The sequence below is a fragment of the Streptomyces violaceus genome, assembly GCF_036014075.1.
GTDB lineage: Bacteria > Actinomycetota > Actinomycetes > Streptomycetales > Streptomycetaceae > Streptomyces > Streptomyces violaceus.
Window position 1 is genome coordinate 3,639,944 of the sequence record NZ_CP107911.1, and the last position, 26,755, is coordinate 3,666,698.

The following is a 26,755-nucleotide window of genomic DNA, read 5'->3' on the forward strand; positions in this document are numbered from 1 at the left end:
GCTGGAGCGGATCGATCGGGCCGATCCGGAGCTGTGCGCGTTCGTCGAGGTGTGGCACGAGGAGGCGTTGCGACGGGCGAGCGAGGTGGACGCGCTGCTCGACCGGGGCTCCTGGAAAGTCCCCCGCACGAGTGGAGCTGACGACTCCGAGCACCTCCGGCGCACGAGCGAAGCCCCCGACGGGTCGGAGGATGCCCCCCGCGGGAGCGCAGCCGCCAGGCCCGGGGGCGTCCCCCGCACGAGTGATGCCGAGATACCCGGGGATGCCCCTCGCACGAGTGGCGCAGACAGGCCCGGGGGTGTCCCTCACGCGAGCGCAGCCGCCAGGTCCGGGGGCGCCACTCGCACAAATGATGCCGACAGACTCGGGGACGTCCCCATCCCGAGTCGCGCCGACAGAGCCGGGGATGTCCCCCGCACGAATGGCGCCGACAGGCCGGGGGGTGTCCCCCGCATGGGCGCAGCCGACAAGCCCAGGGGCGCCCGTCGCACAAGTGGCGCCGACCGGCCCGGGGACGTCCCCATCCCGAGTCGCGTCGACAGCCCCGGGGATGTCCCCCGCACGAGTGGCGCCGACAGCCCCAGGGGCGCCCGTCCCACGAGCGGTGCCGGCAGCTTCATGGCGGGCGGGGCGTTGCCGCTCGCCGGTGTGCCGATCGCCGTGAAGGGGCGGCATGGGCTGCGGGCGGCGGGGCCGCTGCTCGCGGCCGGAGGGGTCGTCGTGGGTGCGACCTCCGTGCCCGGGCCGGGGACGCCCTGGCAGACCTGGGGGCTCGGCACGCATGGCCGGACCGTCAACCCGTGGCGGGCCGACCGTACGCCGGGCGGCTCCTCGGCCGGTTCGGCGGTGGCGGTCGCGGCCGGGCTGGTGCCGCTGGCGACGGGCAGCGACGGGGCCGGGTCGGTGCGGATCCCGGCGGCGTGGTGCGGGGTCGTCGGCCTGAAGACCACGGCCGGACGGCTGCCCTCCGCCGACCGTACGGGGCTTGCCGTCCCCGGCGTGCTCGCCCGCTCGGCGTCGGACGCGGCGTGCTGGTGGCAGGTGGTGACGGGCGAGCCGGAGCCCGTCCTCCCGCCCCTGCCCGTCACCGCCGTCTGGTCCCCCGACCTCGGTTTCGCCGGGCCCGATCCGGAGCCCGTCGCACTCGCCCGGGCCGCGGTGGAACGGCTCGTGGCGGGGGGTGTCGTACGGCTCGTACGGCCGCGGGTGCCGCTGCGGCTCACGGACCCCGGGCCCGCGTGGCTCGCCCTGCGCGCACCCGGTGCCGACCTGGCCGGGGCCCACCGCGTCCGGGCGGAGAACGACCGCAGGCTGGCCGGGCTGTTCGCGGATGCCGAGCTGCTGCTGACACCCACGGCACCCACCGCGCCGCACGGCCACGAAGGGCCGGGGGACCGCTACTCCACCTCGCTCACCTGGGCGTTCAACCTCAGCGGGCATCCGGCACTGAGCCTCCCGGCGGGCTTCGGCGAGGACGGCTGCCCGGCCGGGCTGCAACTGGTGGCGTCGCACGGGCGGGAGGCGCTGCTGCTGGCCGTGGCGCGGGAGGCGGAGGCGCGCATCGGGGGCTGACGGGCAACGGAGGGGCGGGGGCGCGCATCGGCGCATCGGGGACTGACGGGCAACGGGGCGGGGGCGCGTATCGGGGGCTGACGGGCAGCGGAGGGGCGGAGGCGCGCATCGGGGGCGGAGGCGGCACCCCTGGCGGATTTGAATGCGCACGCATATGATGCAAGCGCGTGTAATCGCCGTACGCCTTTCTTCTGGGGGACACCATGACCCGCCGCTTCCTTTTCGTCCTGGGCAGCGCCCGCGCCGAGGGCAACTCCGAGCTGCTGGCCCGCCGGGCCGCCGAGCAACTGCCCCCGGACGTCGAACAGCAGTGGATCGACCTCACCGAGCACCCGATACCCGACTTCGAGGATCTGCGGCACGACAGCGACCATGTCCGCCCGACCGAGGGCAACCTCGCCCTCCTGCTCGACGCCACGCTCGCGGCGACGGACATCGTGATCGTCTCGCCCCTGTACTGGTACTCGCTCTCCGCACAGACCAAGCGCTACCTGGACTACTGGTCGGGCTGGCTGCGCACGCCCGGCCTCGACTTCAAGGCGACCCTGGCCGGACGCAGCCTGTGGGGCGTCACCGCCCTCGCGCACCGAGAGGAGGTGGTCGCCGATCCGCTGATCGGGACGCTCCACAACTCGGCCGCGTACATGGGGATGCGCTTCGGCGGGGTGCTGCTCGGCAACGGCAGCAAGCCCGGTGACGTGCTGAACGACAACGAGGCGCTGACCCGGGCGAAGACGTTCTTCACCCAGGAGGCACCGCCCGCCCGGTTCCTGTACGAGAAGTGAGCCCCCGGCCCCTCAGGGAGAGAGGCCGCTAGGCCGTGATGTCCTTCGTCGTGAAGCGGGCCCAGGCCGCCGAGCCGAACACCGCCGCGTACAGGGCCTGGAGGCCGAGGTTCTTCGCCAGCTCGTCCCAGTAGACCGGCTCGCGCATGAGGTCGGCGAAGGAGAGCCAGTAGTGCGAGAAGAAGTACGGCTGGAGGGCGTGCAGTTGCGGGATCTGGTCGAGGATCTGGACCGTGATCAGCAGGCCGACGGTGGTAGCCATCGCCGCGATGCCGCTGCCCGTCAGGGTCGAGACGAACAGGCCCAGCGCCGCGACGCCGATCAGTGACGCGGCGACGGCCAGGGCGATCAGCAGGGCTCTGCCCAGGCCCTCGGCGAAGCTGATCCGGGTACCGGAGATGGTCGTCAGGTCGCCCAGCGGGAACAGCAGCGCGCCGACCGTCAGCGCCGAGACGGCGACCACCAGGGTGGCCACCAGGCAGAAGATGACGACGGTCGCGTACTTGGTGAGCAGCAGGCGGCTGCGGCCGGCCGGGGCGACGAGCAGATAGCGGAGGGTGCCGGCGTTCGACTCGCCGGCGATCGCGTCGCCCGCGACGACCCCGATCGCCATCGGCAGGAAGAACGGGAGGGTGGCGGCCAGGGCGGTGAAGACGAGGAACAGGCCGTTGTTGGTGATCTGCGAGATGAAGGCCGGTCCTCCGCCGCCCCCGCCGCCCGCCGATGATCCGTCGCCCGTCTCTATCTTGACGGCGATACCGACCAGCACGGGCACGCCCGCCAGCACGGCCAGCAGCGCGAGGGTGCGCCAGCGCCGGAAGGTCGTGGTGAGCTCGCTGCGCAGCAGCCCGAAGGTCCAGAGCGGGCTCACCGGGCGCACGGCCCTCGCCGTTTCAGCCCGCGACATCGAAACCCTCCCCCGTCAGCGCCACGAACGCGTCCTCCAGCGAGGCCCGTTCGACCGTGAAGCCCCGCACCCGCACCCCGGCCGTCACCAGCGCGGCGTTCACGTCGGCTAGGTCGCGCTCCGGCGGTTCGCCGGTCACCCGGTCGTCGGTGACGACGACGTCGCCGACGCCCTGCTCCTTCAGGACCCGGGCCGCCTCCGCCGAGTCCGGCGTGGTCACCACCAGCCGGCCGCGTGCGCCGGCGGACAGCTCCTCGACCGGGCCCTGGGTGAGCAGACGGCCCTGGGCCATCACGGCCGCGTGCGTGCAGACCTGCTCGATCTCGTCGAGCAGGTGGGAGGAGAGGAAGACGGTCGTGCCGTCCGAGGCCAGCTCCCGTATCAGGGTGCGGATTTCGCGCATGCCCTGCGGGTCGAGGCCGTTGGTCGGCTCGTCGAGCACCAGCAGCCGGCGCGGCTGGAGCAGCGCGGCCGCGAGGCCCAGGCGCTGCTTCATGCCCAGTGAGTACGCCTTGGCCTTCTTGCCCCCCGCGGCCGTCAGGCCCACCCGGTCCAGGGCTGCGGCGACCCGGGCCCTTCGGGTGCGCGGATCGGCGGCCGGGTCGGCCGAGTCGTACCGGATGAGGTTGTCCCGGCCGGAGAGGAAGCCGTAGAGGGCCGGCCCCTCGATGAGGGCGCCGACGTGCGGCAGCACGGCGCGGGTGGCCCGGGGCATGGGCTGCCCGAGGACCCGCGCCGTGCCGGAGGTGGCCTCGATGAGGCCCATCAGCATGCGGATGGTGGTGGTCTTGCCGGAGCCGTTGGGGCCGAGGAAGCCGAAGACGCTGCCCGCCGGGACGGTCAGGTCGAGACCGTCGACGGCGAGCTGTCCGCCTCGGTAGCGCTTGGTGAGCGCGCGGGTGGCGATGACCGGTTCCCCGGCCGCGGCATCCGCGCCGCTCGGCTCCGGCTCCGTGGCGGACGGTTCGCCCATCGGCTTCCTCGTTCTCTCGATGCCCCGTCGGCGGGACTTACTTGCCGGCGTCGGCCGCCTTCACGAGCGCGTCCTTGGTGACCAGGCCGACGTAGACCTTGCCGTCGTCCGTGATCAGGGCGTTGACCAGACGGGTCGAGAAGACCGTGCCCGAGCCGAACTTGCCGGTGACCTTGTCGCCGAGCGAGTTCACGAAGCCGCCGAGGTCGCCGCCGGTCTCGCCGGAGGGCACGCCCTCGCCGCCGGTGTCGAAGGTGGCTATGGAGTTCCAGCCCTCGCCGATGGTCTTCATGCCGTCGAGGCCCTTGCCGAGCTCCTTCTCGGACTTCGGGGCGTGCCGACGGGCCTCACCCTTGTCGAAGCCCTTGCCGAAGCCCTTCTCGGAGGCCTTCCCGGATTCCTTCTCCTCCGTGACCTTCGCCCCCTTCGGCGGGGTGAAGTCGAAGGTCGACGCGGCCGGCTTGGCGAAGCTGACCTGGGTGAAGCCCGCGTCGACGACGGCGGAGCCGCCGCTCGCCGGGGTGAGCGTGAACTTCAGCGGCGTGCCCGTCTTCGCGTCCACGGCCACGGTGATCGCACCGACCGTCGAGCCGGACTGCTTCGGCTTGATGAGCAGCTTGTAGGCGTCCCGGCCGGCGACCTGGGCGGTGCCGTCCACGGTCACGGAGGTCGTGTCGTCGGCGGCCTTGAGGGCCTCCTCGGCGAAGTCCTTCGGCGTAGCCGGCGGCTGCTGGTCCTTGCCGCTCCCGGAAGCCTTGCCGCTCTCGGAGGCCGTGCCGTGGTGGACCTCGTTCGACTTGCTGTCGTAGGCCCAGACGTCCTTGCCGTTGTGGACGATGCTGTACTCGGCGGCGTTCTCCAGCAGCGACAGCTTCTGCTTGTCCGGGCCGTCGGCCGCGACGCGCAGGGTGTGCGTGCCGGAGGCCAGTTCGGTGAGCTTGGCGGTCGGGTCGGCGGAGGAGCCGCCCCCGTCCGGGCTCGCGGCACCGGACATCAGGCTGCTCTCCAGCCCGCCCAGGTCCGGCAGCCCGAGGTCCGTGCTGATCTTCACGGTGCCGGACAGCTGCTGGACGTCCGACTTCGCTATCTTCTCGATGAGCTGCTGTGCGGTGATCTTCGGGAGGTCGGGGTCACCGGAGTCGGCAAGTGCGGGGACCAGCCCGATCGTCGCGGCCGCCACCCCCATCACCGTGACCGGGACGACGTACCGCGCGGCTTTGCGCCGCCCGGAGCGCTGCTCGTCGACCTCCCCGCCGGTCGTGCTGTCGTCGGATGCGTACGGTGCCATGTGTGCCCTACCTCCGTGGTCGGCGGCGGCTGTCCGTGTTCGTCCACGCACTCGTCCCTGAGCCGCCATTCTCACCCGAACAGGTGAGGAGTGGTGTTTCCGTGGTGTCCATCTGACCAAATCGGCCAGGGAAATACGTCAGACCCCGGACTCAACTCCACGTACTGCTGGGGTATGACACGGAGGGGCGGCTTCTCCCCCGACCCGTAGGGGTCGTGCGGGAAAGACCGGCTAGCCGGCCCGGTGCACCACCGCGTCGCACAGTTCCACGAGTGCCGTCTTCGCGGCGCACTCGGGCAGGGGGGCCAGGGCCGAGCGGGCGTCCTGGGCGTAGCGGACGGTGTCCTTCCGGGCCTGCTCCAGCGCCGGGTGAGCCCGCAGCTGGCGCAGGGCCTCGGCGTGCCGTTCGTCGTCGGTGAGGTCGGAGTCCAGCAGCTCGCACAAGGCGATGTCGTCCGCGAGCCCGAGCCGGGCCGCCCGCTCGCGCAGCCGCAGCACCGGCATCGTGGGGATGCCCTCGCGCAGATCGGTGCCCGGCGTCTTGCCGGACTCGTGCGAGTCGGAGGCGATGTCCAGGACGTCGTCCGCGAGCTGGAAGGCGACGCCGAGCCGCTCGCCGTACTGGGTCAGCACGTCCACGGTCGTCTCGTCGGCGCCGGACATCATGGCGCCGAACCGGCACGACACCGCCACCAGCGAACCGGTCTTGCCGCCCAGCACGTCCAGGTAGTGCTCGACGGGGTCGCGGCCGTCCTGCGGTCCGGCCGTCTCCAGGATCTGCCCGGTCACCAGCCGTTCGAACGCCTCGGCCTGCACCCGCACCGCCTCCGGACCGAGGTCGGCCAGGGTGTGCGAGGCACGGGCGAAGAGGAAGTCGCCGGTGAGGACCGCGACGGAGTTGCCCCAGCGGGTGTTCGCACTCGCCACTCCGCGGCGCACCGTCGCCTCGTCCATCACGTCGTCGTGGTACAGCGTGGCGAGGTGGGTCAGCTCCACGACGACGGCCGACGGCACGATCCCGGGCGCGTACGGGTCACCGAACTGGGCGGAGAGCATCACGAGCAGCGGACGGAACCGCTTGCCGCCGGCCCGCACCAGGTGCTGGGCGGCCTCCGTGATGAAGGGCACCTCGCTCTTGGTGGCCTCGAACAAGCCTTCCTCGACAGCCGCCAACCCGGCCTGGACATCGGCTTCCAGAGCCTGGTCCCGCACGCTCAGCCCGAACGGCCCGACGTCGGTCACGAGGGGTCTCCTGTCTGCTGTGTCTGCCGGTGATTACGCGGATTGTCGATAGGTCGCTGCCATCACTCGAGTCAGCGTATCCGGTCACGTTTCGATCACCGCCAGCGCCCATGGTTACAGGCCGGGTGGTATCTGATCACGACCGTTATGTTTTTGATCAGGCCATAAGAACAGACATTTATCGACTTACCAGTCGATAGTGAGATATTCACGATTTGCCATGACGATTGAGCAAATTCCCTTTGACGGCAATTGCCCCACAGGCTCGTGATCAGTGAGTTGAATCACGTTAACCCCTGTGCCGCCCCACCCCGACATCAACCCGTACCCCCTTCAGCCGAACGCCAGTTGAGCCTTGACAGTCGCAAAGGATCAAGCGGACCAATCACCCCTGACCAAGGTCAACCGCGCGATATGTGACTCCGGTGCTTGTTCCCGACATGTGCTCTCGCATACGTTCCCGGCCTGTCCGGCGGACGCCGAATCCTGCCGCCGCCCGGACCCCCACACGAACCGACCACTCACGCAGGGCAGGAGCGGGGGACCCAGGTAAGTCGCCGGTCCGCACAGCGGCACGGCTCGGGGTTAAGCCGCGCACGGCAGTACACCGCCGTACGCGGCCGGGCACCTCCCGGCCCGAACCCGACAGCTCACCTCGCAGGCGCCGGAGAGGAACATCGCCATGGCCGGACGAGGCAAGCACCGTCGCCCCAGAACCAACCCGCTCACCCGAGGTGTCGCCATCGCAGGCACCGGCGGAGCGGCACTCACCCTCCCGCTCCTCGGAGCCACCTACGCGAGCGCCGCCGAGGCGCCGCAGAGCGCACCCGCCGTCGCACAGTCCGTGCCCCAGGCGGCCCAGCCCAAGTCGCTCACGTACACCGTGGCCAAGGGCGACACGCTCTACCGCATCGCGGACAAGTACGACGTCTCGGGCGGCTGGAAGAAGCTCTACAAGGACAACCGCTCCGCCGTCGGAGACGACCCGAAGCTGATCCACCCGGGCCTGAAGCTGAAGGTGTCGACGACCAAGGCGGCCGCCGCGAAGAAGGCGACCAAGTCGTCCGCCCCCGCCAAGCCGGCCGCGAAGCCCGCCGGTGGCGCCGCCAAGGCCACCCAGGCCTCCGCGAAGACCTACGCGAACAACCTCGACGGGTGGATCCGCGAGGCGCTGGACGTCATGGCGCAGAAGGGGATCCCGGGTTCGTACGACGGCATCTACCGCAACGTCATGCGCGAGTCGTCGGGCAACCCCCAGGCCATCAACAACTGGGACTCGAACGCCGCCAAGGGCACCCCGTCCAAGGGTCTGCTCCAGACCATCGACCCGACCTTCCAGGCCTACCACGTGGACGGCACGTCGTGGGACCCGTACGACCCGGTCGCCAACATCACCGCTGCCTGCAACTACGCGGCCGACCGCTACGGCTCGATCGACAACGTCAACGGCCCGTACTGAGCCGTCTGAGCCGTCCCGCCCAGCAGTCGTTCGAGGACGACGGCGATGCCGTCGTCCTCGTTCGACAGGGTGACCTCGTCGGCCACGGCCTTGAGTTCGGGATGGGCGTTCGCCATCGCGACGCCGTGGGCCGCCCAGTCGAACATCGGAATGTCGTTGGGCATGTCACCGAAGGCGATGGTGTCCGCCGGCCGCAGCCCCAGATGCTCGGCGGCCAGCGCCAGGCCCGTCGCCTTGGTGACGCCGCACGGCTGGAGCTCGACCGTGCCGGGCCCCGACATCGTCACCGTCGCCAGTGAGCCGACCACCGAACGGGCCGTCGCCGCCAACTCGTCGTCCGTCAGACAGGGATGGCGCAGCAGCACCTTGCTGATCGGCGCGCCCCACAGCTCGTCGCGCCGGTCGACCCGTACGGCCGGCAGGGTCGGGTGCGGCATGAGATAGCCCGGCTCGATGAGCGTGAGCCCGTCGACCCCGTCCTGGTCGACCGCGGCGTACACCTGCCCCACCTCGGCCTCGATCTTGCCGAGCGCGGTCTCCGCCAGTTCCCGGTCCAGGGTGATGGACCACAGCAGCCGGTCCGCGCCGGCGTCGTACACCTGCGCGCCCTGCCCGCACACCGCGAGCCCCGTGCAGCGGAGGTCGTCGAGGAGCGGTCGCACACGCGGCGCCGGCCGGCCCGTCACCACGAGGTGCTGTGCACCGGTGTCCGCCACCCGCGCGAGCGCGGCGAGCGACCGGTCGGAGAGGGTGTCGTCGCCGCGCAGCAGCGTTCCGTCCAGGTCGGTGGCGATGAGTGAATATGCGATGGGTGCGGCCATGATCAGAGAATACGGACAGCGCGCCCCTTCGTTTCATCCCCCGGCGCACGCCGATTGCCCGGTTGAAGGCCTCTGTACCAGTTGGCAACAACATGGTCCGCTACCTACCGTCGGGGCCGTCTCGGGCGGTACCTTCCATGTGTCCAGGGGGGACTTGATCGGGGGGTCGGGTTGAGCAGTGGGCGCATTCGCGTGGCTGGGCCCGGGGAGCTCGGCGAAGGGGAAATGGAGCGCTGGCGCGCACTGCGCGCTGCCTCCGAGGCACCGCGCAACCCATTCATGGAACCGGAGTTCACCGAAGCCGTCGGCCTGGTGAGGCCGCAGGCACGGGTCGCTGTGGTGTACGAGGGGCCGGAGCCGGTCGGCTTCCTGCCCCATGAACGGGGGCCGTTGGGACAGGGCCGGGCGATCGGGCTCGGCGTCTCGGACGCGCAGGGGGCGATCCTGCGGCCGGGCCTGGACCTGGACACGGGCCGGCTCCTCAAGGCCTGCTCGGTGTCGAGCTTCGCCTTCGACAACCTGGAGGCCGAGCAGCGGCTGTTCGTCCGGTACGCGGCCGAGGAGCACGCCACCTATACCGTCGACGTGGAGAAGGGCTACGAGACGTACGAGTCGGTGCTGCGCGCCCAGTCGCCGAAGTTCCTGAAGACCACCCTGGCCAAGGAGCGCAAGCTGGGACGGCAGGTCGGCGAGCCGCGGTTCGTGTTCGACGAACGCGACCCGGCCGCGCTGCGCACCCTCATGGAGTGGAAGTCGGCGCAGTACCGCAGGACGGGCCGGCGGGACCGCTTCGCACGGGAGTGGATCACCCGGCTCGTGGGACGGCTGGCCCGGACCCGGGCACCGGAGTGCGGCGGCACGCTGTCCGTGCTGTACGCCGGGGAGCGGCCCGTCGCCGCGCACTTCGGACTGCGCTCGGCATCCGTCCTGGCCTGCTGGTTCCCGGCCTACGACCCGGAGTTCGCGAAGTTCTCGCCGGGTCTGGTGCTGCACCTGCGCATGGCCGAGGCGGCGGCCGCCGAGGGCATCGGCATGCTCGACCTGGGGCGGGGCGCGGCGGAGTACAAGGACGCGCTGAAGACGGGTGAACTGCCCGTGTACGAGGGTGCGGTGACGCGGCCGGGGGCGGGCGCGGCACTGCACTGGCTGAGCCGCGAGCCGGCGCGCCGCGCGCACGGTTTCGTCCGCGCCAGGCCGCGGCTCGCGGCGCTGGCCACGCGGACCCTGAAGGGCGCGGCTCGGCTGCGCCGTACCTGACACGAGTGGGGGGTGAGGGGCGCATGGCTCGTTCGTCGCGTGCGCGGGAGGAGATACGGCGGTTCCTGGACATCGGGGCGGTCCAGGTCGCCGAGTTGGACCTCGACGGTGACGAGGCGGTGCTCAGACCCGGTCCGGGGAGCCCGCCGGTGACGCACGGCGAGGTGTTCGTGCTGGTCCGCAGGGGCGGCCGGCCCGTGGGCACGCTGCTCGGGCGGGTGCCTGAGGGGGCGGACGCGCGGGTCGTGCTGGCGGAGCGGGCGCGGGCGGAGTGCGCGCCCGCTCCTCTTCCTTCCGCGCGCGCGGACGCCGGTGCGCCCGAGGATGCGGGGCCTGCCGGGGAGCCCCCGTACACCAGTGTCGTCGTCGCGACCCGGGAGCGGGCCGGGCAACTGGCCCGTGCGCTGGACTCGCTGCTGGCGCAGGACCATCCGCAGTTCGAGATCGTCGTTGTCGACAACGCGCCCGTGACGGACGAGACGCGGGAGCTGGTGGAGCGGAAGTACGCCGAGCGCGTGCGGTACGTGTGCGAGCGGGTGCCCGGCCTCGCGATCGCGCACAACACGGGCCTCGCGGCGGTCCGGGGCGAGGTGGTCGCCTTCACCGACGACGACGTGGTCGCCGACCCGCGCTGGCTGACCGAACTGACAGCGCCCTTCGCCGCCGACGCCGGCCTCGGCTGCGGCACCGGGCTGATCCTGCCCGCACGGCTGACGACCCCGGCCCAGGTGCTGTTGGAGAGCCACGGCGGCTTCGCGAAAGGCTTCACTCCAAGGACGTACGACCCGGCGCGTCCGCCGGGCGACGAACCGCTGTTCCCGTTCACCGCGGGGCGGTTCGGCTCCGGCGCCAACATGGCGTTCCGTACGGCGGTGCTGCGCTCCGTCGGCGGTTTCGACCCGGCCACCGGTGCCGGTACGGCCGCCCGGGGCGGCGACGACCTCTACGGCTTCGTCCGTGTCCTGGCCCAGGGCCACCGGCTGCGCTACACGCCGTCCGCACTGGTGTGGCACCACCACCGGGAGACCTGGCAGGACCTGGAGATTCAGGCGTACGGCTACGGCGCCGGGCTCACCGCCTATCTGACGGCGGTGCTGGTGAACCGCCCGGCGCTGCTGCCGGCGTTCCTCGCGCGGCTGCCCCGCGGCCTCGCCCACGCCCGGACGCTGACGGCCGTGCGCGAGACGGAGGGGGGCGGGGCGCCGGGTGACCACGACGTGCGAACGCATCCCTGGCCACGGCGGCTGTCGCGGTTGCAGCGCAGGGGGATGCTGTACGGGCCGGTCGGCTATGTGCGGGCGCGGCGGGCGCTGCGCGCGACGGCTGGCGCGACTGTCCGGGGGGCGAGATGAGGACGTCGGCACGTACGCGTGGTGAGGGGCCGATATCGCCCTCGGGCACCCCGGCCATCCCCGTCTTCCTGTACCACGCCGTGGTGGACGACCCGCCCGGCTGGATCGCCGAGTTCACGGTCACGCCACGGCAGTTCGCGGACCACCTCGACGCCATCGCCGACAGCGGCCGTACGCCCGTCACGATCAGCGCGATCGCCGACCATCTGGCCGGGCGGGCGCCGCTGCCGCCCCGGCCCGTGCTGCTCACCTTCGACGACGGCTTCGCCGATCTGCCCGGCCCGACCGCCGAGACGCTGGCCGGGCGCGGGCTGCCGGCCACCGCCTATCTCACCACCGGCGCCATCGCCCCGGGCGGCCGCAGTCTGCTGCCGCCCGCCCCGATGATGACCCTGGACCGGGCGGCGGAGCTGGAACGTTCCGGCATGGAGATCGGCAGCCACACCGTCACCCACGCACAGCTCGACACCCTGTCCGGCAAGGACCTGGCGTACGAACTGCGCATGTCGAAGGCCGTGCTGGAGGACGCCCTCGGTCACGAGGTCCGCCACCTCGCCTATCCGCACGGCTACAACAGCCCCCGGGTGCGGGCCATGTCGGCCCGGGCCGGCTACGAGACGGCGACCGCCGTACGGCACGCGCTCAGCTCCGACCACGACGAGCGGTACCGCATCGCCCGGCTCATCGTCCGGCGTACCCACACCGTCGCCGACGTCCAGGGCTGGCTGGCGGGGGCGGGAGCACGGGTGGCGCCGTACCGCGACGGGCCGAAGACGATCGCCTGGCGGTGGTACCGGCGGGCCCGTGCGGTGGTGCACGGGCCCGAGTTCGCGGGCTGACCTGGCTGGCCGGTGGGCTACTTGAGCGGCTGGTTCAGGTACGGGTCGGCGGCCGCCTTGCGCAGGCTGTCCCAGGCGGCGTCGTTCGCCAGCGCCAGGTTGCAGTGCGGTCCGGGGTCGCGGTAGTTCCACTGGAGGGCCGCCTTGACGCCTTCCAGGCCCTTCAGCACCCCGGGCACCTGGGCGTACCACTCGGCCTGCCGCTGCGGGCGGGCCGAGTCCTCGGCGGTGCCGAACTCGGAGAGCATCAGTGGCTTGTCGTCGGAGAGGTTCTCGCGGATCCAGTCGTGGGCGGCGTTCTGGGTCTGCGCGAAGGTCATCCAGCCCGTGTTGTGGCAGCGGTAGTAGTTGTACTGGTTGTAGCCGATCCAGTCGACGTACTGGTCGCCGGGATACATCCGCTTCATCTCGTCGGCGTGGTCGAGGTAGCCGGTGGTGATCCACGTCCACACCACGTTGTCGACGCCCAGCTCGCGGAACCGGTCGTGGATGTGCCGGTACGCCTTCACGTACTCGGCGGGGGTGCCGTTGTCGGGGGTGCGGGTGTCCATCTCGAGGTCGAAGGAGAGGAAGACCTTCTTGCCGTAGTCCTTGACGCGCTCGGCCTGGACGTCGATGACCTTGTCGTCCAGCTCACCGGACGCGATCTGCTTCCAGGTCGGCTGCTGCTTCTTCGTGCCGCCCCACCACTTGCTCTCCCAGGACAGCAGCAGCAGGTGGTCCTCGCCGACGCGCTGTTCCTCCGGGGTGAGCAGCTGGCCCTCGCGGCGGGTGCCCTGGGGCAGCGACATGTCGTGGTACGTGTACACGATGTCCAGCTCGCGGCCCACGCGTTCCTCGTAGGCGCGCACCTTCTCGGGCAGGTCGCCGCGCTCGTGCGGCACGAACGCGCCGAACCATGCGCCGCAGGGCGGTTCCAGGAGTGCCGTGGGACGGCAGTCCGCCCTGGAACCGGTGCCTTGGGAGTCCGGTCCTGAGGCGTCCCGGAGGGCGAGTGCGCCGACCAGGACCGCGCTGACGACCGTGGCGGACGTGATCAGCAGCCGGCGCCGGCTCGACGCGTACGGGCCGGCGGCCGGCTGCTCCTCGGGTGGCTTCCTGCGGCGAAAGGGACGGTGAAGACGGTTGAACCTCACTGAGCGGAACCCTTCGGTGTACTCGGCGTCGTCCTCGGCTGCGGGGAGGCGCGCAGCGGCGGACAGAACGCGGCGAGCGTGGTCAGCAGGGTCAGCGTCAGCAGCACCCGCTGCGCGCTGAAGGTGTGCGTGGCGATCAGGACGGTCGCGACGAGCATCACGGCACCGATGCTCATGAACAGCACCAGCGTCAACCGCTCCAGCAGATCGGAGTGGCGTGCGAAGTCGGGGTCCCGGCGCTCGACGGGCCCTTCGGCGGGCCGCGCCCCCAGCGCGGGGGCGCAGACTCTGACCATGGCCGCGCCCGGGCCCGCGGCCAGGAAGAGGACGACCGCGGCGCCCCGCAGCGGCGATCCGCCGGGCAGGGCGAGCGCGGCGAGCGCGAGCCAGCCGCCGAACGGCGGCAGCATGCGGACCACGAGTTCCTGCGGTGTCATCGCTCCGCTCCCTCTGCCTGCTTCAGTACGTAGAGCCATCCGGCGCTGTTCTCCGCCACGAGCCGGAACCGCGGTGAGGCGGCGACGGACTTCCGGATGCGGTCCAGCTGCTCCTCGGTGAGCTGGCCGTTCATCTCGGAGTTGGCCAACTGCCCCTGGGTGAGCAGGAAGTAGGCCCGGGCCGGCCGCTCCACCCCGGCCATGTCACTGGCGAGGGTGGCGGCCGGCTTCTGGACGATCCGGTCGACGTGACTGCGGGCGTCGTCGAGGAACCAGTAGTGGTCGACGCTCCAGTAGGAGGCGTACGCGAGCGGGTAGTTGCGGTTGGCGGCCACGACGAGCGAGCCGTCGGCCGCCTGGTCGAAGAGCTGCCGTACCAGGGCCACTTCCTGCGGCGGGAAGTAGTTGATCCGGTCCTTGCCCGAGTAGGCCGGGACGAACGCCAGGGTTCCGCCGAGCAGTGCGGCCAGCGGTACCCAGACGCCGAGCCACCGTCGCCCGCCCTTGGCGGGGGCGGCCTGCCTGCTGCCGGCTTCCCGCGCGGCGGCGTCGGCGGCCAGCGTGCGGACCTTGGGCAGCAGCGCCGCGGCGGCGAAGAACGCGGCGCCGGGCAGCATGAAGAGCAGCACCCTGAAGATCATCTCGCTGCCGTAGCTGCTGGCCGCGAACATCGGCAGCGGGGCCGCCGCGACCAGCAGCAGCGGCCGGGCCCGGTGCCGCAGCACCCGCTGGCGCAGCACGCCGACGGCCGCGAACAGCAGGACGGAGCCGGACAGCAGCCGGGCCGCCCAGGAGGCCGCGATGGCTCCGGTACCGGTCGGGGTGGCGCCGTACCCCGTCTCGACGTTGGCGCCGACGTCGCCGATGGAGCGGATCATGTCCGGCATCGCGGCGGACAGGAAGGGCAGCGCCGCCGTGAGACACCAGGCCAGGAAGATCACGACGGTCGTGACCACCGGGACCCAGTCGCGGTAGCGGCGGCTGAGGCACAGGGCGAGCAGGCAGACGACCAGCATGCCCGGGGTGAGCTGGTGGGAGATGACGATCGCCACGAGCATGACGGTGATCACCACCGTCCACACGGCCTGCCGGGGCTGCCCGCGCCGCACGGCGGACCGGCCGAAGCGGCGCAGGACGACGGCCAGGACGCCGACATGCAGCGCGTAGGCCACGGACTGGGGCGAGAAGTAGTCCTGCCCGACCCAGTTGGCGACGTAGAAGAGCCAGACCGCCGTCCAGATCAGCCGCCGGTCCTCGGTGAAGGTGCGGTAGATCAGCAGCAGCGGGAGCAACAGCATCAGGCTGCCGGCCAGTGGCCACCAGGCCATGAACATCGCCGCCGAGTCCACGCCCAGCAGCCGCACCAGGGCGGCCTGGGCGGCGAAGAAGCCCGGCCACTGGTCGTACACCGCCATGTCGCCGACCTGGTCGGCCGTTTGCAGACCGCCCGCCGTCAGCAGATGGTCGATGACCGCCTCGTGCTTCCACGCCCAGGCGTACAGCGGCGTCGGATAGACCACGGCCTGGGTGGCCCGCTCCATGACCAGCAGACCGAGGACGTACGCCGCCGCCCAGCCGCCCCGCCGGCGCGGATCGCGGACGGTGAACCAGAAACCGGTGGTGAGCACCGCGAGGCCGGCCCAGAACGTGGGGTGCAGCGCGGTGACCAGCCCGTAGTCGTCGAGCCGCGAGACGTCGGTGTGCCGCACGGCGTACACCCAGAGGGCGAGCGCGACGAGCAGCGGAACGCCGGGCCAGGCGAGGGCGCGGCGCCCGGGCCAGACGGGAGGCAGATCGGACAGGTCCGTCACGGGCTCATGGGCGCGGCTCGACGACTCCGAGGAAGAAGGGCTGGAGGACTGGCTGGAGGTCTCGGGGTGGGCAGCCGACGAGTCCGCTTCATCCCGGGCAGGTGTGGGTTCTGGCGTGGATCTCTCCCGTGGAGTTGCTGGCGGACGCACGGTGGTTCCCCCCTGGCGATTCGACTCTGTTCGAATCTGTTCGGCGCTGGATCGTGATCAGTCGCTGGGCCGGCCGCCCGGTGGTCCGTCGGCCGTTCGGTTGGATATGGAGCGGGAGAGCGTCCACGCCGACGCCGCGCGGCGGAGCAGCAGGAGCAGGACGAGGACGACGAGCAGGGGCGGCGCGACGGGTGCGAGCGCCTCGCGCCACACCCAGCCGCCGACCGCGACGAGATACAGAACCCCCCAGCGCCCCGGCCACGTCAGCCGCCCGCCCGCGCTCGCGAGCAGCAGCCACAGCGGCACGAGGCACAGCAGCTGGCAGACCGGCGGCGCCCAGCGCAGCAGCGGCTCGGGCCCGTCGAGCCCCAGCGTGTCTGCGAGGAAGCCGGCCGTCTTCTCATACAACGCCCCGTCCACCGGCCGCGGTTCCCTCCCGAGGGCGACCGGTGCGGTGTACAGGGCGAGCAGGGCCGCGTACAGCGCCGTGCCGGGCAGCCACGGGTCGCGCCGGGTGCACAGCGTGAGGGCGGCGACGAACACCACGAGCAGCAGGCCCCCCGCGGTGAGCGACGGCAGCGGCAGCCCCTCCAGGAGCTGACGCCCGCTCAGCGCCGCTTCGGAGGTGTCACCGAGCCAGGGCAGATCGCGCAGCGGTGCCAGGAAGAAGACCGTGGCGACACCGAGCAGGCTCCAGAGGGCGCCTCTCAGCCGCCGCTCCTGTGGCTCCTGGTCCGTGAGCGGCTCTCCGGGCTCGTGCGGTGGTGCCCCGGAATCGTGCGGTTGTGGTGCTCCTGGCTCGTGCGGTGATGCTCCTGCCTCGTGCGTTGATGCCCGGGGCGGCCCCTCCGACCGCACGATCAGCGCGAGCGTGTCCGCCTGCAACGCCTCGCGTTCGTACCCCGGCCGGCCGATGAACAGCGTGACCGTGTCCTCGTCACCGTCCTTGGGCTGGTACGCGGCCCGGCGCGCCCAGGTCGTGCCGTACCCGGCGGTGGCGTTGAGCTTGGCCCAGCGGGTGCCGTAGGAGGGGTCGGCGGGCGGGCGGACGGCGGGCGGGCGGACGGCGGGCGCGGTGTCGTCGTGGCGCAGTGCCGCCCGGAGCCCGACCGTGGAGACGACGGCGATCAGCGTCATGCTCAGCAGCACCGCCCAGCCGGCGCCCGCGATCCCCGCCGGGGTGAACAGCACGGCCGCGCTGCCCAGCACCAGGGCGCACATGGCGCCTTGGAGCGCGGCCAGCACACCCGTACGCCCCTGGACGCGCAGCACGCCGATGTACAGCTCCACCACGACCCGCGGCAGCGCGCCGAGGGCGAGCAGCCGCAGCACGGTCGAGCCGTGCTCGGCGTAGTCCGGGCTGAAGGGCGTGAGGATGTAAGGGGCGAAGAGGACCAGCACCAGCACGACCGGGACCAGCAGCAGCGTCATGCGCCGCAGTGCTCCCCGGACGCCGTCGGCGAGCTGGCGCGGGTCGTGCGAGGCGTGCGCGGTGAGGGACGAGGCCATGTTGATGGCCATGAACTCCATCGTGCCGCCGACGGTGTACGCCACGTAGAAGTAGCCGTTCTCCGCGGCGCTGAAGCGGACCGCGACCATCACCGGCAACAGGTTGATCATGGCCAGGCTGAACAGCGCGCCCAGCGAGTCGCCGGCCAGGAAGCGGCCCATGTCGCGGAGTTTCGGAGGCTCCTTCTCGCGCTCGTGTACCGCCTGGCCCGGAATGAGCTTGCGGAAGATCAGCCAGCCCAGCGGCAGGGTGGAGAAGGCGATCGCCACCGCCCAGGACACGAAGATGCCGAGGACGGGCAGCGTGCCGGCGAAGACGGCCAGCAGGGCCAGCTTCCCGACCGAGAACACCGCGTTCCCGGCCGGCACCCACTCCGCCTTGCGCAGTCCGGTGAGCACGCCGTCCTGGAGGGTGAGCAGCGCCCAGGCCACGCACGCCGCGACGAACACCGCCCCCGCCATGGGGGTGCCGAGGGGGGCGTACGACGCTCCCCAGGCGTCGAGCGTGAGCAGGAAGACGGCGGCGGCCAGCGCCACGACCAGCGAACTGGCCGCGTACGTGCCCCCCACCAGGCGCCCGGTCTCCCGTCCCGCGCGCGGGACGAAGCGCACGACGGCCCCGATCATCGTCGTCGCCGTGATGCTGGCGAGCAGCCGCATCGCGGCGATCGCGGCGGAGCCCTGGCCGACGGCCTCCTCGGAGTAGTAGCGGGCGGCGACCAGCCAGAATCCCAGGCCCAGCACGGCGGACACGCCGGTGCTGAGCATGAGGAAGTAGGCGTTCTTGAACAGCGAGTCGTGTGTGTGCTCGCTGTCGGCAGGCCGCGGCCCGCCCCCGTCGGCGCGCGTGGGGGCGGGCTCGTGCACCTGGATCTCAGCCACGGGACTAACCCAGCCCTCCCGATGTCGGCCTGCTCCTGGACAGTTCCCCCGGCGCTTCGACCGGTTGCGCCCCGGACCGCTCCAGCACCTCGACGACCGTCCGCGCCCGCAGCGGGTCCACGGGCAGCGCGTGCCGCGCGAACCAGCGGGCCGCGTCGGGGGCCGGTGAGGGGTCGGTGAACTCCGCACCGGCGTAGTCGTCCAGGGGCGGGTCGTAGAGGTAGCCGACGACGATGCCCCGTTGCGCCAGTGCCGCGATCGCCGCGTCGCGGTCCGCCACGAACAGCGGGACGCGGAACAACGGCTGTGTGCCGTACGCGTCGCGCGGCTTGGCCCAGGGCGTGGACAGCAGCAGCTCCGTGCCCGCCCGGCAGGCGTCGAGCACGTCGTCGAGCCGGTCGAGCTTGCGGCCGATGCGCCGTAGCCGCAGCAGGCCGGACTCCTGGCGATAGTCGTGCATGTCGACCCGTACCCAGGGGTGGTACGCCTCCAGCCCGGGCGCCCGGCGCTCGGCCTGGGCGAGTTCGTCCGGGCGCAGCGGCATCCGGATCTCCTCGCGGTCCGCGAGACCCAGCAGCCGGATCGTGGCCCAGGCGGCGCGCCGCAGCCGCAGCCCGCGCACCGTCGCCTCGGCGAACGGACGGATCGCGTAAGCCAGTTCGGAGCTCATCCGGCGCGGGACGAGCAGCCCCGCGCAGGTCTTCTCCACCGCGTCCCGCAGCCCCGGATCGGCGAGCGAGAGCATGCCTCCGGCCTTGGCGCCCACATGCTTGGACAGGCTGAACGCGGAGGCCTCCCCCCACGCCCCGACCGGCCGGTCCCCCACCCTGCTGCCGATGGCGTGCGCCGCGTCCTCGAACAGCGGGATGCCGAGCGCGTCGCACTTCTGCCTGAGGCGCGGCGCCGGGTCCGGGTTCCCGTACAGGTTCGTCGTGAGCACGGCCGACACCGAGCGCCACGTCTCCGCGGGCACGGCATCGAGGTCGATGGACGCGTCGAGCGGGTTCAACGGCGCCTGCACCGGACGCAGTCCGGCCGCGAGCACGACGAAGAAGATGACGTCGTCGTTGACCGGCGACATCAACACCCGTCCGCCGGGCGGGCACCAGTGGCGCAGCGCCACGTACAGCCCGAAACGGCACGACGGTACATACACACATTCCCGGCCGAGCCGGACGCGCATGGTCTCTTCCAGCCGCTTCGGCTGTAGACCACGCCGCACCGAGCCCGGACCGGCCTCCCCTATGGCCATCCGCCCCCCTGGTGTGCCATGGGAACGCCCCCTCCCCGAGGCCTTCCGGCACCCGCCCAGAGTCGCCCCGTTCGCACCGCTCCGTCAAGATTGCGTCGCGTCCTGTGGATAACTTCCGGCACGTACGAAAGGTGCGTCACGTCCGCCGCGCCAGAGGCACGCCGCCCGGCCACCCCCGCACCCACCTGCCCCGTTCGCCCGCGTCCGCCTCCTCGGACTCTGCCCACGACCGGCGTGCCACCCGTAACGTGTGGCACGACCACGAACACGTGGCGACGACATGGCGCACCCGAAAGCGAGGCAGCACCAGATGCCCCCCTTCGATGTCCCCGAGGGCGACCCCTTCGGCCCGCACAATCTGCCGTACGGCGTGTTCTCCCTCCCCGGCTCGTCCCACTGGTCCGTGGGTGTCCGGCTCGGCGACCATGTGCTGGACGCGGGTGCCGCTGCCCACGCGCTCGGCTCCCCGTACGCCGCCCTGCTCGCCCGGCCGACCCTCAACCCGCTGCTGGCGGCGGGCCGCACGGCCTGGTCGGACGTGCGCCGGGCGCTGACCGCCTGGGTGACCGTGCCGTCCCATCGCGAGATCGTCGAACCGCTGTTCCATCCCCTGTCCTCGGTGACCCTGCACCTGCCCTTCGAGGTCGCGGACTACGTCGACTTCTACGCCTCCGAGAACCACGCCCGGAACGTCGGCCAGATCTTCCGTCCCGACGCCGCCGACTCCCTGACCCCCAACTGGAAGCATCTGCCGATCGGCTACCACGGCCGCTCCGGCACGGTCGTCGTCTCCGGCACGGACGTCGTACGCCCCTCCGGCCAGCGCAAGGCGCCCACCGACGCCGCTCCCCTGTTCGGCCCGTCCGTCCGCCTGGACATCGAGGCGGAGGTCGGCTTCGTGGTCGGCGCGCCGTCCCGGATGGGCGAGCCGGTGTCCCTCGACGGCTTCCGCGAGCACGTCTTCGGCCTCTGCCTCCTCAACGACTGGTCCGCACGCGACATCCAGGCCTGGGAGTACGTCCCCCTCGGCCCGTTCCTCGGCAAGTCCTTCGCCACGTCGGTGTCGGCGTGGATCACCCCGCTGGACGCCCTGGAGGAGGCCCGGGTGGCGCCGCCGGCCCGGACGCACGAGCTGCTGCCGTACCTGGACGACGGCGACGAGGAGCCCGGCGGCTACGACCTGCGGATCACCGTCGCCGTCAACGGCCACGTCGTCTCCGAGCCGCCCTTCTCCACCATGTACTGGACGGCCGCCCAGCAACTGGCCCATATGACGGTGAACGGCGCCTCCCTGCGCACCGGCGACCTGTACGGCTCGGGCACGGTCAGCGGCCCGGCGGACCGGGAGCGCGGCTCCCTGCTGGAGCTGACCTGGAACGGCCGCGACGCCCTCGAACTCCCCGACGGCAAGCGGACGTTCCTGGAGGACGGTGACGTGGTGACCCTCTCGGCCTGGGCCCCGGGGCCGGACGGCGTGCGGGTGGGGCTCGGCGAGGTGACGGGCCGGGTGGCACCGGGAGCGCAGTGAGCCCTCCCGGGCGACGCCCCGGGCGACCCGGATCTGGCCGACAGTCGCCCCTCCCGGCTCTTCCGATGGCGTTCGCCCCCTGACTCACACCGCCCGGCCCGTCATACTGGGCGTCGGGCGGTGTGTCCGCCCGCGCGCGGTACACGGCCCGTTCGGCGAGCACGTCGGCCGTGACACCCGTGCGCACAGCAGCCGCTCTCCCCCGCACCACCCGTAGCCGCCCCTCTTCCGACCAGGAACCGGAGCCCGTGGCAATGACCGTCTGCCTGCTCCTGCTGAGCGTTGTCGCCGTGACGGCCGCCGTGCCCGTGCCCCGGGCGCTGACCCGGTCCGCGTGGCCCGAGCGGGAACCGGTGGTCGCGCTGTGGGTGTGGCAGTGCCTGGTCGCCACCGTCCTGCTGTGCTGCGTGACGGCTCTCGCCCTGGGCGCCGCCGCCGTGTTCGGCACGGTCCGCGCCCAGCTCTTCGCCCCGGCGCCGCCGGCCGTGACCGCGGCGTACGACCTCTCCACCGCCCCGCCATGGGCCGCCACCCTTACTCTGCTGCTGGCCTGCGGCGCCGCCTGGACGACCGCGATGCTCGCGCGCGAACTCGTCGAGGCACGCCGGCGCCGCGCCCGGGCCCGCGCCCAAGTGCGCGAACGCGCCCCCGATCTGCCGGCCGGCCTGCCCGCCGCCCGCGGTCCCCTGCTGGTCCTCGAGGACGAGTACCCCGACGCCTGGTGGATGCCCGGCAGTCCGTCCCAGCTGATCGTCACCACGGGCGCCCTGCACCGTCTCACCGGCCACCAACTCGACGCCGTCCTCACCCACGAGCGCGGCCACGCCCGCGCCCGCCACGACTGGCTGCTGCATCTGTCCACGGCCCTGGCCACCGGTTTCCCCCGCATCCCGCTGTTCGCCCACTTCTGCGACCAGACCCACCGCCTGGTCGAACTGGCCGCCGACGACACCGCCTCCCGCCGCTGCGGCCACCTGACCACCGCACTGGCCCTGATCGAGCTCAACCAGCACCGCGGCGTCCTGTCCTGCGCCTCCAGCCACCGCCTGCTGGGCGAACGGGTCGACCGGCTCCTGGAACCGCCGCCCCGGCTGGGCCGCAGGCACCGGGCCCTGACCACCACCACGGCCGCGCTGGTACCGCTGCTGCCCCTGCTGATCGCGTTCGCCCCGGGCCTGACGGCGCTGTCGTAGCCGTACCGGCCGGGGCCAAGGGGGCGGATCCGGCCGTGGAACGGCGGCGGCCGTGGTGGCAGATCTCGCCACGGACCGGTCGTAGCCGTGGTGGCGGATCTCCCCGCAGGCCCGCCGAAACCGCAGCTCAACCGTCGAACCGGTCACATTCCCGGTGGCGCAACACTCCCGCAACACTACTTTTCCTATCGGATAGGTATGGTCCGAGCCATGCCCATCGACCGCAGCCGAGACCACGCCGGACCGGGAGCCGCGACCACCGTCGCCGCCCACCGCGCGCGGCGACGGCTGCGCGCCGACCGGGCCAGGCAACTGGCGGACCTGCTCCGCCAGCAGTTGCTCACCGGCGCCTTCCCCGGCGGCACCCTCCCCCACGAGTCGACCCTCGCCACCGACTACGGCGCCGGCCGCAACACGGTCCGTGAGGCACTCGACCTGCTGCGGGCCGAGGGCCTCGTGGAACGCCGGCCCGGCGTCGGCACCGTGGTCGTGGCCCACAAGTACCCCCACGGTCTCGACCGCCTGATGGGCCTCGCGGAAACCCTCCGCGAACACGGCCGGGTCACCAACGAGGTCCGCACCATGGGCCCCGCCCCGGCACCCGCGCCGGTCGCCGAGCGCCTCCACCTCGCGCCCGGCACCGACGTCCTCTACATCGAACGCCTGCGCCGTCTGAACGGCCTTCCCCTGTCCCTCGACCTCACCTACGTCCCTCTCGACATCGGCACCGAACTGCTCGGCGCCGACCTGGAGAACACCGACGTCTTCCGCCTCCTGGAAGCCGTCACCGGCCAGCCCCTCGGCCACGCCGATATCACCCTGGAAGCGGTCAGCGCGGACACCCACTCGGCCGCCGTGCTCGAGGCCCCGCGCGGCACCGCCGTCCTCATGCTGGAACGCCTCACCCACCTCGCGGACGGCCGCCCGGTCGACCTGGAGTTCATCCGCTTCCGCGGCGACCGCATCACCATGAGCGGCCTGCTGCACCGGTACCGGTAACCACCCCTCTCGCGCAGATCCCTGGAGACAGCCATGCCCTTGGCGCCCCAGCGGGCCGACGTGCCCGTGACCATCGACGAGTCGAAGTGCATCGACGGCTGCACGCTCTGCGTGGACATGTGCCCGCTGGACTCCCTCGCCATCGACGAGAGCAACGGCAAGGCGTACATGCATGTCGACGAGTGCTGGTACTGCGGCCCGTGCGCGGCCCGATGCCCCACCGGAGCCGTCACGGTCAACATGCCCTATCTGCTCCGGTGAGAGGCCCGAACCGCCATGTCCCGAACCATCACGTCCCGCACCACACTGAAACGCACCGCAGTCGCGGTATCCGCCGTCGTCCTCCTGCTCCCGCTCAGCGCCTGCGGCGGTGACGCCGAGGCCGGCAGCGGCTCCACGGTCACCGTCACCGTCGGCTACCAGTCCAGGACGATCAACACCGTCACGGCGGGCACCCTGCTCCGCTCCCTCGGCTACTTCGAGAAGCAGCTGAACGCCCGCCACGACGGCATCACCTACAAGGTCGACTGGCAGGACTACGCCACCGGCGCGCCGATCACCGCCCAGATGACCGCCGGGAAGATCGACATCGGCTCGATGGGCGACTTCCCGCTGCTCATCAACGCGGCCCGCGGCAAGCAGCTGAACAGCCCCACCCGCCTGGTCTCGGTCACCGGCTACAACCTCCGCGGCGGCCTCAACACCATCGTCACCGCGCCCGGTTCCAAGCTCGCCTCCCTGAAGGACCTGAAGGGCAAGAAGGTCTCCACGAGCGTCGGCTCGGCCGCCGACGGCACCCTCGTCCGGGCCCTGCAGCGCGCCGGCATCGACCCGAACAGCGGCATCGAGAAGCTCAACCAGCAGCCCTCCGTCGGCGCCTCGGCCCTCACCGCGGGCAGCGCGGACGCGCTGTCCCAGTTCGTCGCCTGGCCGGGCCTGCTCGCCTACCAGGGCAAGGCGAAGGCCCTGTACGACGGGGCCCGGCTGAATCTGCCCACGTTCCACGGCGTCACCGCCCGCGAGGACTTCGCCAAGGAGCGGCCCGCCGTGCTGGACGCCTTCCTGAAGGCGCAGGCGGAGGCGACGGACTATCTGAACGACCGCCCGGTGGACGCCTCCGAGAAGGTCGCGAAGGCGACCGGCCTGCCCGCCGAGGTCGTCTACCTCTACAACGGCGCTCACGGCATCGCCACCTTCGACCCGGCGATCAAGCCCCAGCTCGTCTCCGCCTTGAAGAAGGACGTCTCGATCCTCAAGTCGGCGAAGCTCACCGGCGATGTGGACGTCGACGCCTTCGTCGACGAGCAGTACGTGCGGAAGGCCCTCGGCCCGACGGCGTACGCCAAGCACCTCGCCACGAAGCCCGCGCCGGCCGTAAGCGAGGCCTGGCCCAAGGGCGCCTCGAAGACCACCACCTTCACCTCCCCCTCCCTGCTGCTGCGTTATGTGGCCGGGCGCCGCGACGCCGTCCGCGCCGCCTACGTCCCCGACACCACCACCGGCACCCTGTGGTTCGCCGACAAGGCCGTGTGGGTGGCCGACGGCGACAAGCTGCTGCCCTTCGTCGCACCCGAGACCGCGCAGGCGTACGTCGCCGGGCACGGCGGGGCGCGGGTCGTCTCCTACGCCGACGCTCTGGAGCAGGCGTCGTGACGCGTTATGTGCTCCGCGCGGCCTCGCTGGCGGTCGCCCTCGGCCTGTGGCAGGCGCTGACCAGCCTGAACGTCGACCTGTGGCTGCGCTTCTCGCAGTTCCCGACGGTCACCGACGTGGCCCGGGCCTTCGCCGCCCGGCTGTCCGGGCCGGACTACTGGACGGACCTGACCGACAGCCTCACCCGGATCCTCACCGGCTTCCTGCTGGCCGCCGTCCTGGGCGTCGCCACCGGCGTGCTCGTGGCGCGCTCGCGGCTCGCCGAGGACCTGCTCGGCCCGGTGCTCGAAGTGATCCGCCCGATCCCGGCCATCGCGCTCGTCCCCGTGGCGATCCTGCTCTTCCCCTCCAACGAACAGGGCATCGTCTTCATCACCTGCACCGCCGCCTTCTTCCCGGTCCTGGTCTCCACCCGGCACGCGGTGCGCGCCCTGACGCCCATGTGGGAGGAGGCGGTGCGCACCATGGGCGGCGGCCGGTGGCGGATCCTCGGCTCCGTCGTCCTGCCGGGCGCGCTGCCCGGCGTGTTCGGCGGCCTGTCCGTCGGCATCGGCGTGTCCTGGATCTGCGTGATCTCCGCCGAGATGATCTCCGGCCAGTACGGGGTCGGCTACCGCACCTGGCAGGACTACACCGTCGTCGACTACCCGGGCGTGTTCGTCGGCATGGTCACCATCGGCGTGCTCGGCTGGCTCACCTCCACCGCCGTGGAACTGCTGGGCCGCCGCCTCACCCGCTGGCTGCCCCGCACCGCCTACGTCCCCGGCGCCCGGCCGCCCCGGCCCGCCCGGTCCGTGAAGCCCGTGCCGGCCGCCCCCGCCACCGCACCCGGCGGACCCGTATCCGAGGAGGCACGCGATGAGCACCTCGTCTGAGACCGTCGGCACCTCGCCCGAGACCGGCGTGAGCGCATCGAAGGAGTCCGCCCCGAGCGCCTCGTCCGAGGCCGTCGCGGGCCCGCCGGTGCGCGGCACACGGCTCACCCTGGCCGGCACCTCCCTCGGCCGCCCCGGCGCACCCGCCCTGGACGACGTCGACCTGGACATCGCCCCCGGCGAGATCCTCACCGTCGTCGGCCCGTCCGGCTGCGGCAAGTCGACGCTCCTGCGCACCCTGGCCGGCCTGCTGTCGCCGCTCGCCGGTGAGATCACCCAGGACGGACACCCGCTGACCGGCCCCGCGGCCGACCGCGCCCTGGTCTTCCAGGAGGACGCCCTGCTCCCCTGGCGCACCCTGCGCGCCAACGTCGAACTGCCCCTCGCCATCCGCGGTGTGCCCCGCTCCGAGCGCCGGGAACAGGCCCAGGCCTGGCTGGAGCGGGTCGGACTCGGCACACAGGCACGGCAGTTGCCGCACCGGGTCTCCGGCGGGCAGCGCCAGCGCGTCCAGCTGGCCCGCGCCCTGGCCGCCCGCCCGCGGGCCGTCCTGATGGACGAGCCGTTCGGCGCGCTCGACGCCCAGACCCGGGCGGGCATGCAGGACCTGCTGGTGGAGGTGCTGCACGGCACGGGCGCGACCGTCGTCTTCGTCACCCACGACGTGGACGAGGCCCTCTTCCTCGGCGACCGTGTCGCACTGCTCGGCGCGGGCGGCCTCGTCACAGTACGGGACGTGCCCCGCCCGCGTGACCGGGGCGCGCACGACCACCCGGCGCGCGTGGCCCTGCGGCGCGACGTTCTCACCTCGCTCGGTACGTGAAAGGCACCCCG

Annotated in this window: 23 protein-coding genes and 1 riboswitch; of the genes, 13 read left to right on the forward strand and 10 right to left on the reverse strand. The window is 72.2% G+C overall.

The features are described from left to right. The first annotated feature begins 454 nt into the window (after window positions 1-454). Together OG542_RS16285 and OG542_RS16290 are read left to right on the forward strand one after the other, a co-directional pair. Window positions 455-1,573, forward strand: coding sequence for an amidase (locus OG542_RS16285; protein ID WP_328417940.1), 1,119 nt, complete (start codon window positions 455-457; stop codon window positions 1,571-1,573). Between the two features lie 203 nt (window positions 1,574-1,776). Beyond that, a complete protein-coding gene (locus OG542_RS16290; RefSeq protein ID WP_328411619.1) occupies window positions 1,777-2,358 on the forward strand; it encodes a flavodoxin family protein in 582 nt (193 codons plus the stop codon). A 28-nt stretch (window positions 2,359-2,386) separates the two neighbouring features. Here OG542_RS16290 and OG542_RS16295 read toward each other — a convergent pair whose 3' ends face one another. From OG542_RS16295 to OG542_RS16310, 4 genes are all read right to left on the reverse strand, one after another. Then, window positions 2,387-3,265, reverse strand: a complete 879-nt coding sequence (locus OG542_RS16295) for an ABC transporter permease (protein WP_328411621.1) — start codon at window positions 3,263-3,265, stop codon at window positions 2,387-2,389. Beyond that, window positions 3,252-4,238, reverse strand: a complete 987-nt coding sequence (locus OG542_RS16300) for an ABC transporter ATP-binding protein (protein ID WP_311127256.1) — start codon at window positions 4,236-4,238, stop codon at window positions 3,252-3,254. Before OG542_RS16300 ends, OG542_RS16295 begins: the two co-directional genes overlap by 14 nt. Window positions 4,239-4,275: 37 nt before the next feature. Next, the gene (locus OG542_RS16305) at window positions 4,276-5,526 is read right to left on the reverse strand and encodes a LolA family protein (RefSeq protein WP_328411623.1); all 1,251 of its coding nucleotides are present in this window, start codon (window positions 5,524-5,526) and stop codon (window positions 4,276-4,278) included. Between the two features lie 231 nt (window positions 5,527-5,757). Continuing rightward, window positions 5,758-6,768, reverse strand: coding sequence for a polyprenyl synthetase family protein (locus OG542_RS16310; protein WP_311127254.1), 1,011 nt, complete (start codon window positions 6,766-6,768; stop codon window positions 5,758-5,760). Window positions 6,769-7,272: 504 nt separating this feature from the next. Next, window positions 7,273-7,447: riboswitch (cyclic di-AMP (ydaO/yuaA leader) on the forward strand. Window positions 7,448-7,450: 3 nt separating this feature from the next. Between OG542_RS16310 and OG542_RS16315 the strand changes: the two genes are divergently transcribed. Beyond that, window positions 7,451-8,227: a transglycosylase SLT domain-containing protein gene (locus OG542_RS16315; protein WP_328411625.1), complete on the forward strand. Its 777-nt coding sequence runs from the start codon at window positions 7,451-7,453 to the stop codon at window positions 8,225-8,227. Here OG542_RS16315 and OG542_RS16320 read toward each other — a convergent pair. Beyond that, on the reverse strand, window positions 8,191-9,048 hold the full coding sequence (locus OG542_RS16320) for an HAD family hydrolase (protein WP_311127252.1): 858 nt from the start codon (window positions 9,046-9,048) through the stop codon (window positions 8,191-8,193). The genes OG542_RS16315 and OG542_RS16320 overlap by 37 nt on opposite strands. 225 nt (window positions 9,049-9,273) lie before the next feature. Here OG542_RS16320 and OG542_RS16325 point away from each other — a divergent pair, with 225 nt between their 5' ends. Genes OG542_RS16325 through OG542_RS16335 form a run of 3 tightly spaced genes read left to right on the forward strand, consistent with a single transcriptional unit; the run spans window position 9,274 to window position 12,496 of the window. Next, window positions 9,274-10,305: a GNAT family N-acetyltransferase gene (locus OG542_RS16325; RefSeq protein WP_328411627.1), complete on the forward strand. Its 1,032-nt coding sequence runs from the start codon at window positions 9,274-9,276 to the stop codon at window positions 10,303-10,305. 23 nt (window positions 10,306-10,328) lie between these two features. Beyond that, entirely contained in the window at window positions 10,329-11,657 is a 1,329-nt protein-coding gene (locus tag OG542_RS16330) for a glycosyltransferase (RefSeq protein ID WP_328411629.1), read from the forward strand. Then, a complete protein-coding gene (locus OG542_RS16335; protein WP_328411631.1) occupies window positions 11,654-12,496 on the forward strand; it encodes a polysaccharide deacetylase family protein in 843 nt (280 codons plus the stop codon). Before OG542_RS16330 ends, OG542_RS16335 begins: the two co-directional genes overlap by 4 nt. Before the next feature lie 17 nt (window positions 12,497-12,513). Here OG542_RS16335 and OG542_RS16340 read toward each other — a convergent pair whose 3' ends face one another. From OG542_RS16340 to OG542_RS16360, 5 genes are all read right to left on the reverse strand, one after another. Then, complete coding sequence (locus OG542_RS16340) at window positions 12,514-13,632, reverse strand: glycosyl hydrolase (protein ID WP_328411633.1); 1,119 nt, start codon at window positions 13,630-13,632, stop codon at window positions 12,514-12,516. Continuing rightward, a complete protein-coding gene (locus OG542_RS16345; RefSeq protein WP_328411635.1) occupies window positions 13,629-14,069 on the reverse strand; it encodes a hypothetical protein in 441 nt (146 codons plus the stop codon). Before OG542_RS16345 ends, OG542_RS16340 begins: the two co-directional genes overlap by 4 nt. Continuing rightward, entirely contained in the window at window positions 14,066-15,880 is a 1,815-nt protein-coding gene (locus OG542_RS16350) for a glycosyltransferase (protein ID WP_328411637.1), read from the reverse strand. The genes OG542_RS16345 and OG542_RS16350 overlap by 4 nt, the downstream gene beginning before the upstream one ends. Window positions 15,881-16,087: 207 nt before the next feature. Then, window positions 16,088-18,421, reverse strand: coding sequence for a lipopolysaccharide biosynthesis protein (locus OG542_RS16355; protein ID WP_328411639.1), 2,334 nt, complete (start codon window positions 18,419-18,421; stop codon window positions 16,088-16,090). Window positions 18,422-18,425: 4 nt separating this feature from the next. Continuing rightward, a complete protein-coding gene (locus OG542_RS16360; protein ID WP_328411641.1) occupies window positions 18,426-19,673 on the reverse strand; it encodes a DegT/DnrJ/EryC1/StrS family aminotransferase in 1,248 nt (415 codons plus the stop codon). 310 nt (window positions 19,674-19,983) lie between these two features. Between OG542_RS16360 and fahA the strand changes: the two genes are divergently transcribed. The 7 genes from fahA to OG542_RS16395 all read left to right on the forward strand — a co-directional run bounded on the left by fahA (window position 19,984) and on the right by OG542_RS16395 (window position 26,744). Beyond that, the gene (gene fahA, locus OG542_RS16365) at window positions 19,984-21,201 is read left to right on the forward strand and encodes a fumarylacetoacetase (protein WP_328411643.1); all 1,218 of its coding nucleotides are present in this window, start codon (window positions 19,984-19,986) and stop codon (window positions 21,199-21,201) included. Between the two features lie 254 nt (window positions 21,202-21,455). After that, the gene (locus OG542_RS16370; RefSeq protein ID WP_328417942.1) at window positions 21,456-22,394 is read left to right on the forward strand and encodes a M56 family metallopeptidase; all 939 of its coding nucleotides are present in this window, start codon (window positions 21,456-21,458) and stop codon (window positions 22,392-22,394) included. A gap of 198 nt (window positions 22,395-22,592) precedes the next feature. Beyond that, complete coding sequence (locus tag OG542_RS16375) at window positions 22,593-23,393, forward strand: GntR family transcriptional regulator (protein ID WP_385867165.1); 801 nt, start codon at window positions 22,593-22,595, stop codon at window positions 23,391-23,393. Window positions 23,394-23,426: 33 nt separating this feature from the next. After that, window positions 23,427-23,654 carry a 4Fe-4S dicluster domain-containing protein gene (locus OG542_RS16380; protein WP_010986276.1) on the forward strand — a complete coding sequence of 76 codons (228 nt, stop codon included), beginning with the start codon at window positions 23,427-23,429 and terminating at the stop codon, window positions 23,652-23,654. Between the two features lie 45 nt (window positions 23,655-23,699). Next, entirely contained in the window at window positions 23,700-25,046 is a 1,347-nt protein-coding gene (locus OG542_RS16385) for an ABC transporter substrate-binding protein (RefSeq protein ID WP_328417944.1), read from the forward strand. Further along, window positions 25,043-25,921 carry an ABC transporter permease gene (locus tag OG542_RS16390; RefSeq protein ID WP_328411646.1) on the forward strand — a complete coding sequence of 293 codons (879 nt, stop codon included), beginning with the start codon at window positions 25,043-25,045 and terminating at the stop codon, window positions 25,919-25,921. Before OG542_RS16385 ends, OG542_RS16390 begins: the two co-directional genes overlap by 4 nt. Then, complete coding sequence (locus tag OG542_RS16395; RefSeq protein ID WP_328411648.1) at window positions 25,905-26,744, forward strand: ABC transporter ATP-binding protein; 840 nt, start codon at window positions 25,905-25,907, stop codon at window positions 26,742-26,744. Before OG542_RS16390 ends, OG542_RS16395 begins: the two co-directional genes overlap by 17 nt. The last annotated feature ends 11 nt before the right edge of the window (window positions 26,745-26,755 follow it).

Excerpts from the sequence above, each read along its gene's own strand:
- OG542_RS16285 (WP_328417940.1), top strand. The coding sequence starts at position 455 with ATGGGCGCAGCCGACAAGCCCAGGGGCGCCCGTCGCACAAGTGGCGCC.
- OG542_RS16290 (WP_328411619.1), top strand. The coding sequence starts at position 1,777 with ATGACCCGCCGCTTCCTTTTCGTCCTGGGCAGCGCCCGCGCCGAGGGC.
- OG542_RS16295 (WP_328411621.1), bottom strand. The coding sequence starts at position 3,265 with ATGTCGCGGGCTGAAACGGCGAGGGCCGTGCGCCCGGTGAGCCCGCTC.
- OG542_RS16300 (WP_311127256.1), bottom strand. The coding sequence starts at position 4,238 with ATGGGCGAACCGTCCGCCACGGAGCCGGAGCCGAGCGGCGCGGATGCC.
- OG542_RS16305 (WP_328411623.1), bottom strand. The coding sequence starts at position 5,526 with ATGGCACCGTACGCATCCGACGACAGCACGACCGGCGGGGAGGTCGAC.
- OG542_RS16315 (WP_328411625.1), top strand. The coding sequence starts at position 7,451 with ATGGCCGGACGAGGCAAGCACCGTCGCCCCAGAACCAACCCGCTCACC.
- OG542_RS16320 (WP_311127252.1), bottom strand. The coding sequence starts at position 9,048 with ATGGCCGCACCCATCGCATATTCACTCATCGCCACCGACCTGGACGGA.
- OG542_RS16325 (WP_328411627.1), top strand. The coding sequence starts at position 9,274 with ATGGAGCGCTGGCGCGCACTGCGCGCTGCCTCCGAGGCACCGCGCAAC.
- OG542_RS16330 (WP_328411629.1), top strand. The coding sequence starts at position 10,329 with ATGGCTCGTTCGTCGCGTGCGCGGGAGGAGATACGGCGGTTCCTGGAC.
- OG542_RS16335 (WP_328411631.1), top strand. The coding sequence starts at position 11,654 with ATGAGGACGTCGGCACGTACGCGTGGTGAGGGGCCGATATCGCCCTCG.
- OG542_RS16345 (WP_328411635.1), bottom strand. The coding sequence starts at position 14,069 with ATGACACCGCAGGAACTCGTGGTCCGCATGCTGCCGCCGTTCGGCGGC.
- OG542_RS16360 (WP_328411641.1), bottom strand. The coding sequence starts at position 19,673 with ATGGCCATAGGGGAGGCCGGTCCGGGCTCGGTGCGGCGTGGTCTACAG.
- fahA (WP_328411643.1), top strand. The coding sequence starts at position 19,984 with ATGCCCCCCTTCGATGTCCCCGAGGGCGACCCCTTCGGCCCGCACAAT.
- OG542_RS16370 (WP_328417942.1), top strand. The coding sequence starts at position 21,456 with ATGACCGTCTGCCTGCTCCTGCTGAGCGTTGTCGCCGTGACGGCCGCC.
- OG542_RS16375 (WP_385867165.1), top strand. The coding sequence starts at position 22,593 with ATGGTCCGAGCCATGCCCATCGACCGCAGCCGAGACCACGCCGGACCG.
- OG542_RS16380 (WP_010986276.1), top strand. The coding sequence starts at position 23,427 with ATGCCCTTGGCGCCCCAGCGGGCCGACGTGCCCGTGACCATCGACGAG.
- OG542_RS16395 (WP_328411648.1), top strand. The coding sequence starts at position 25,905 with ATGAGCACCTCGTCTGAGACCGTCGGCACCTCGCCCGAGACCGGCGTG.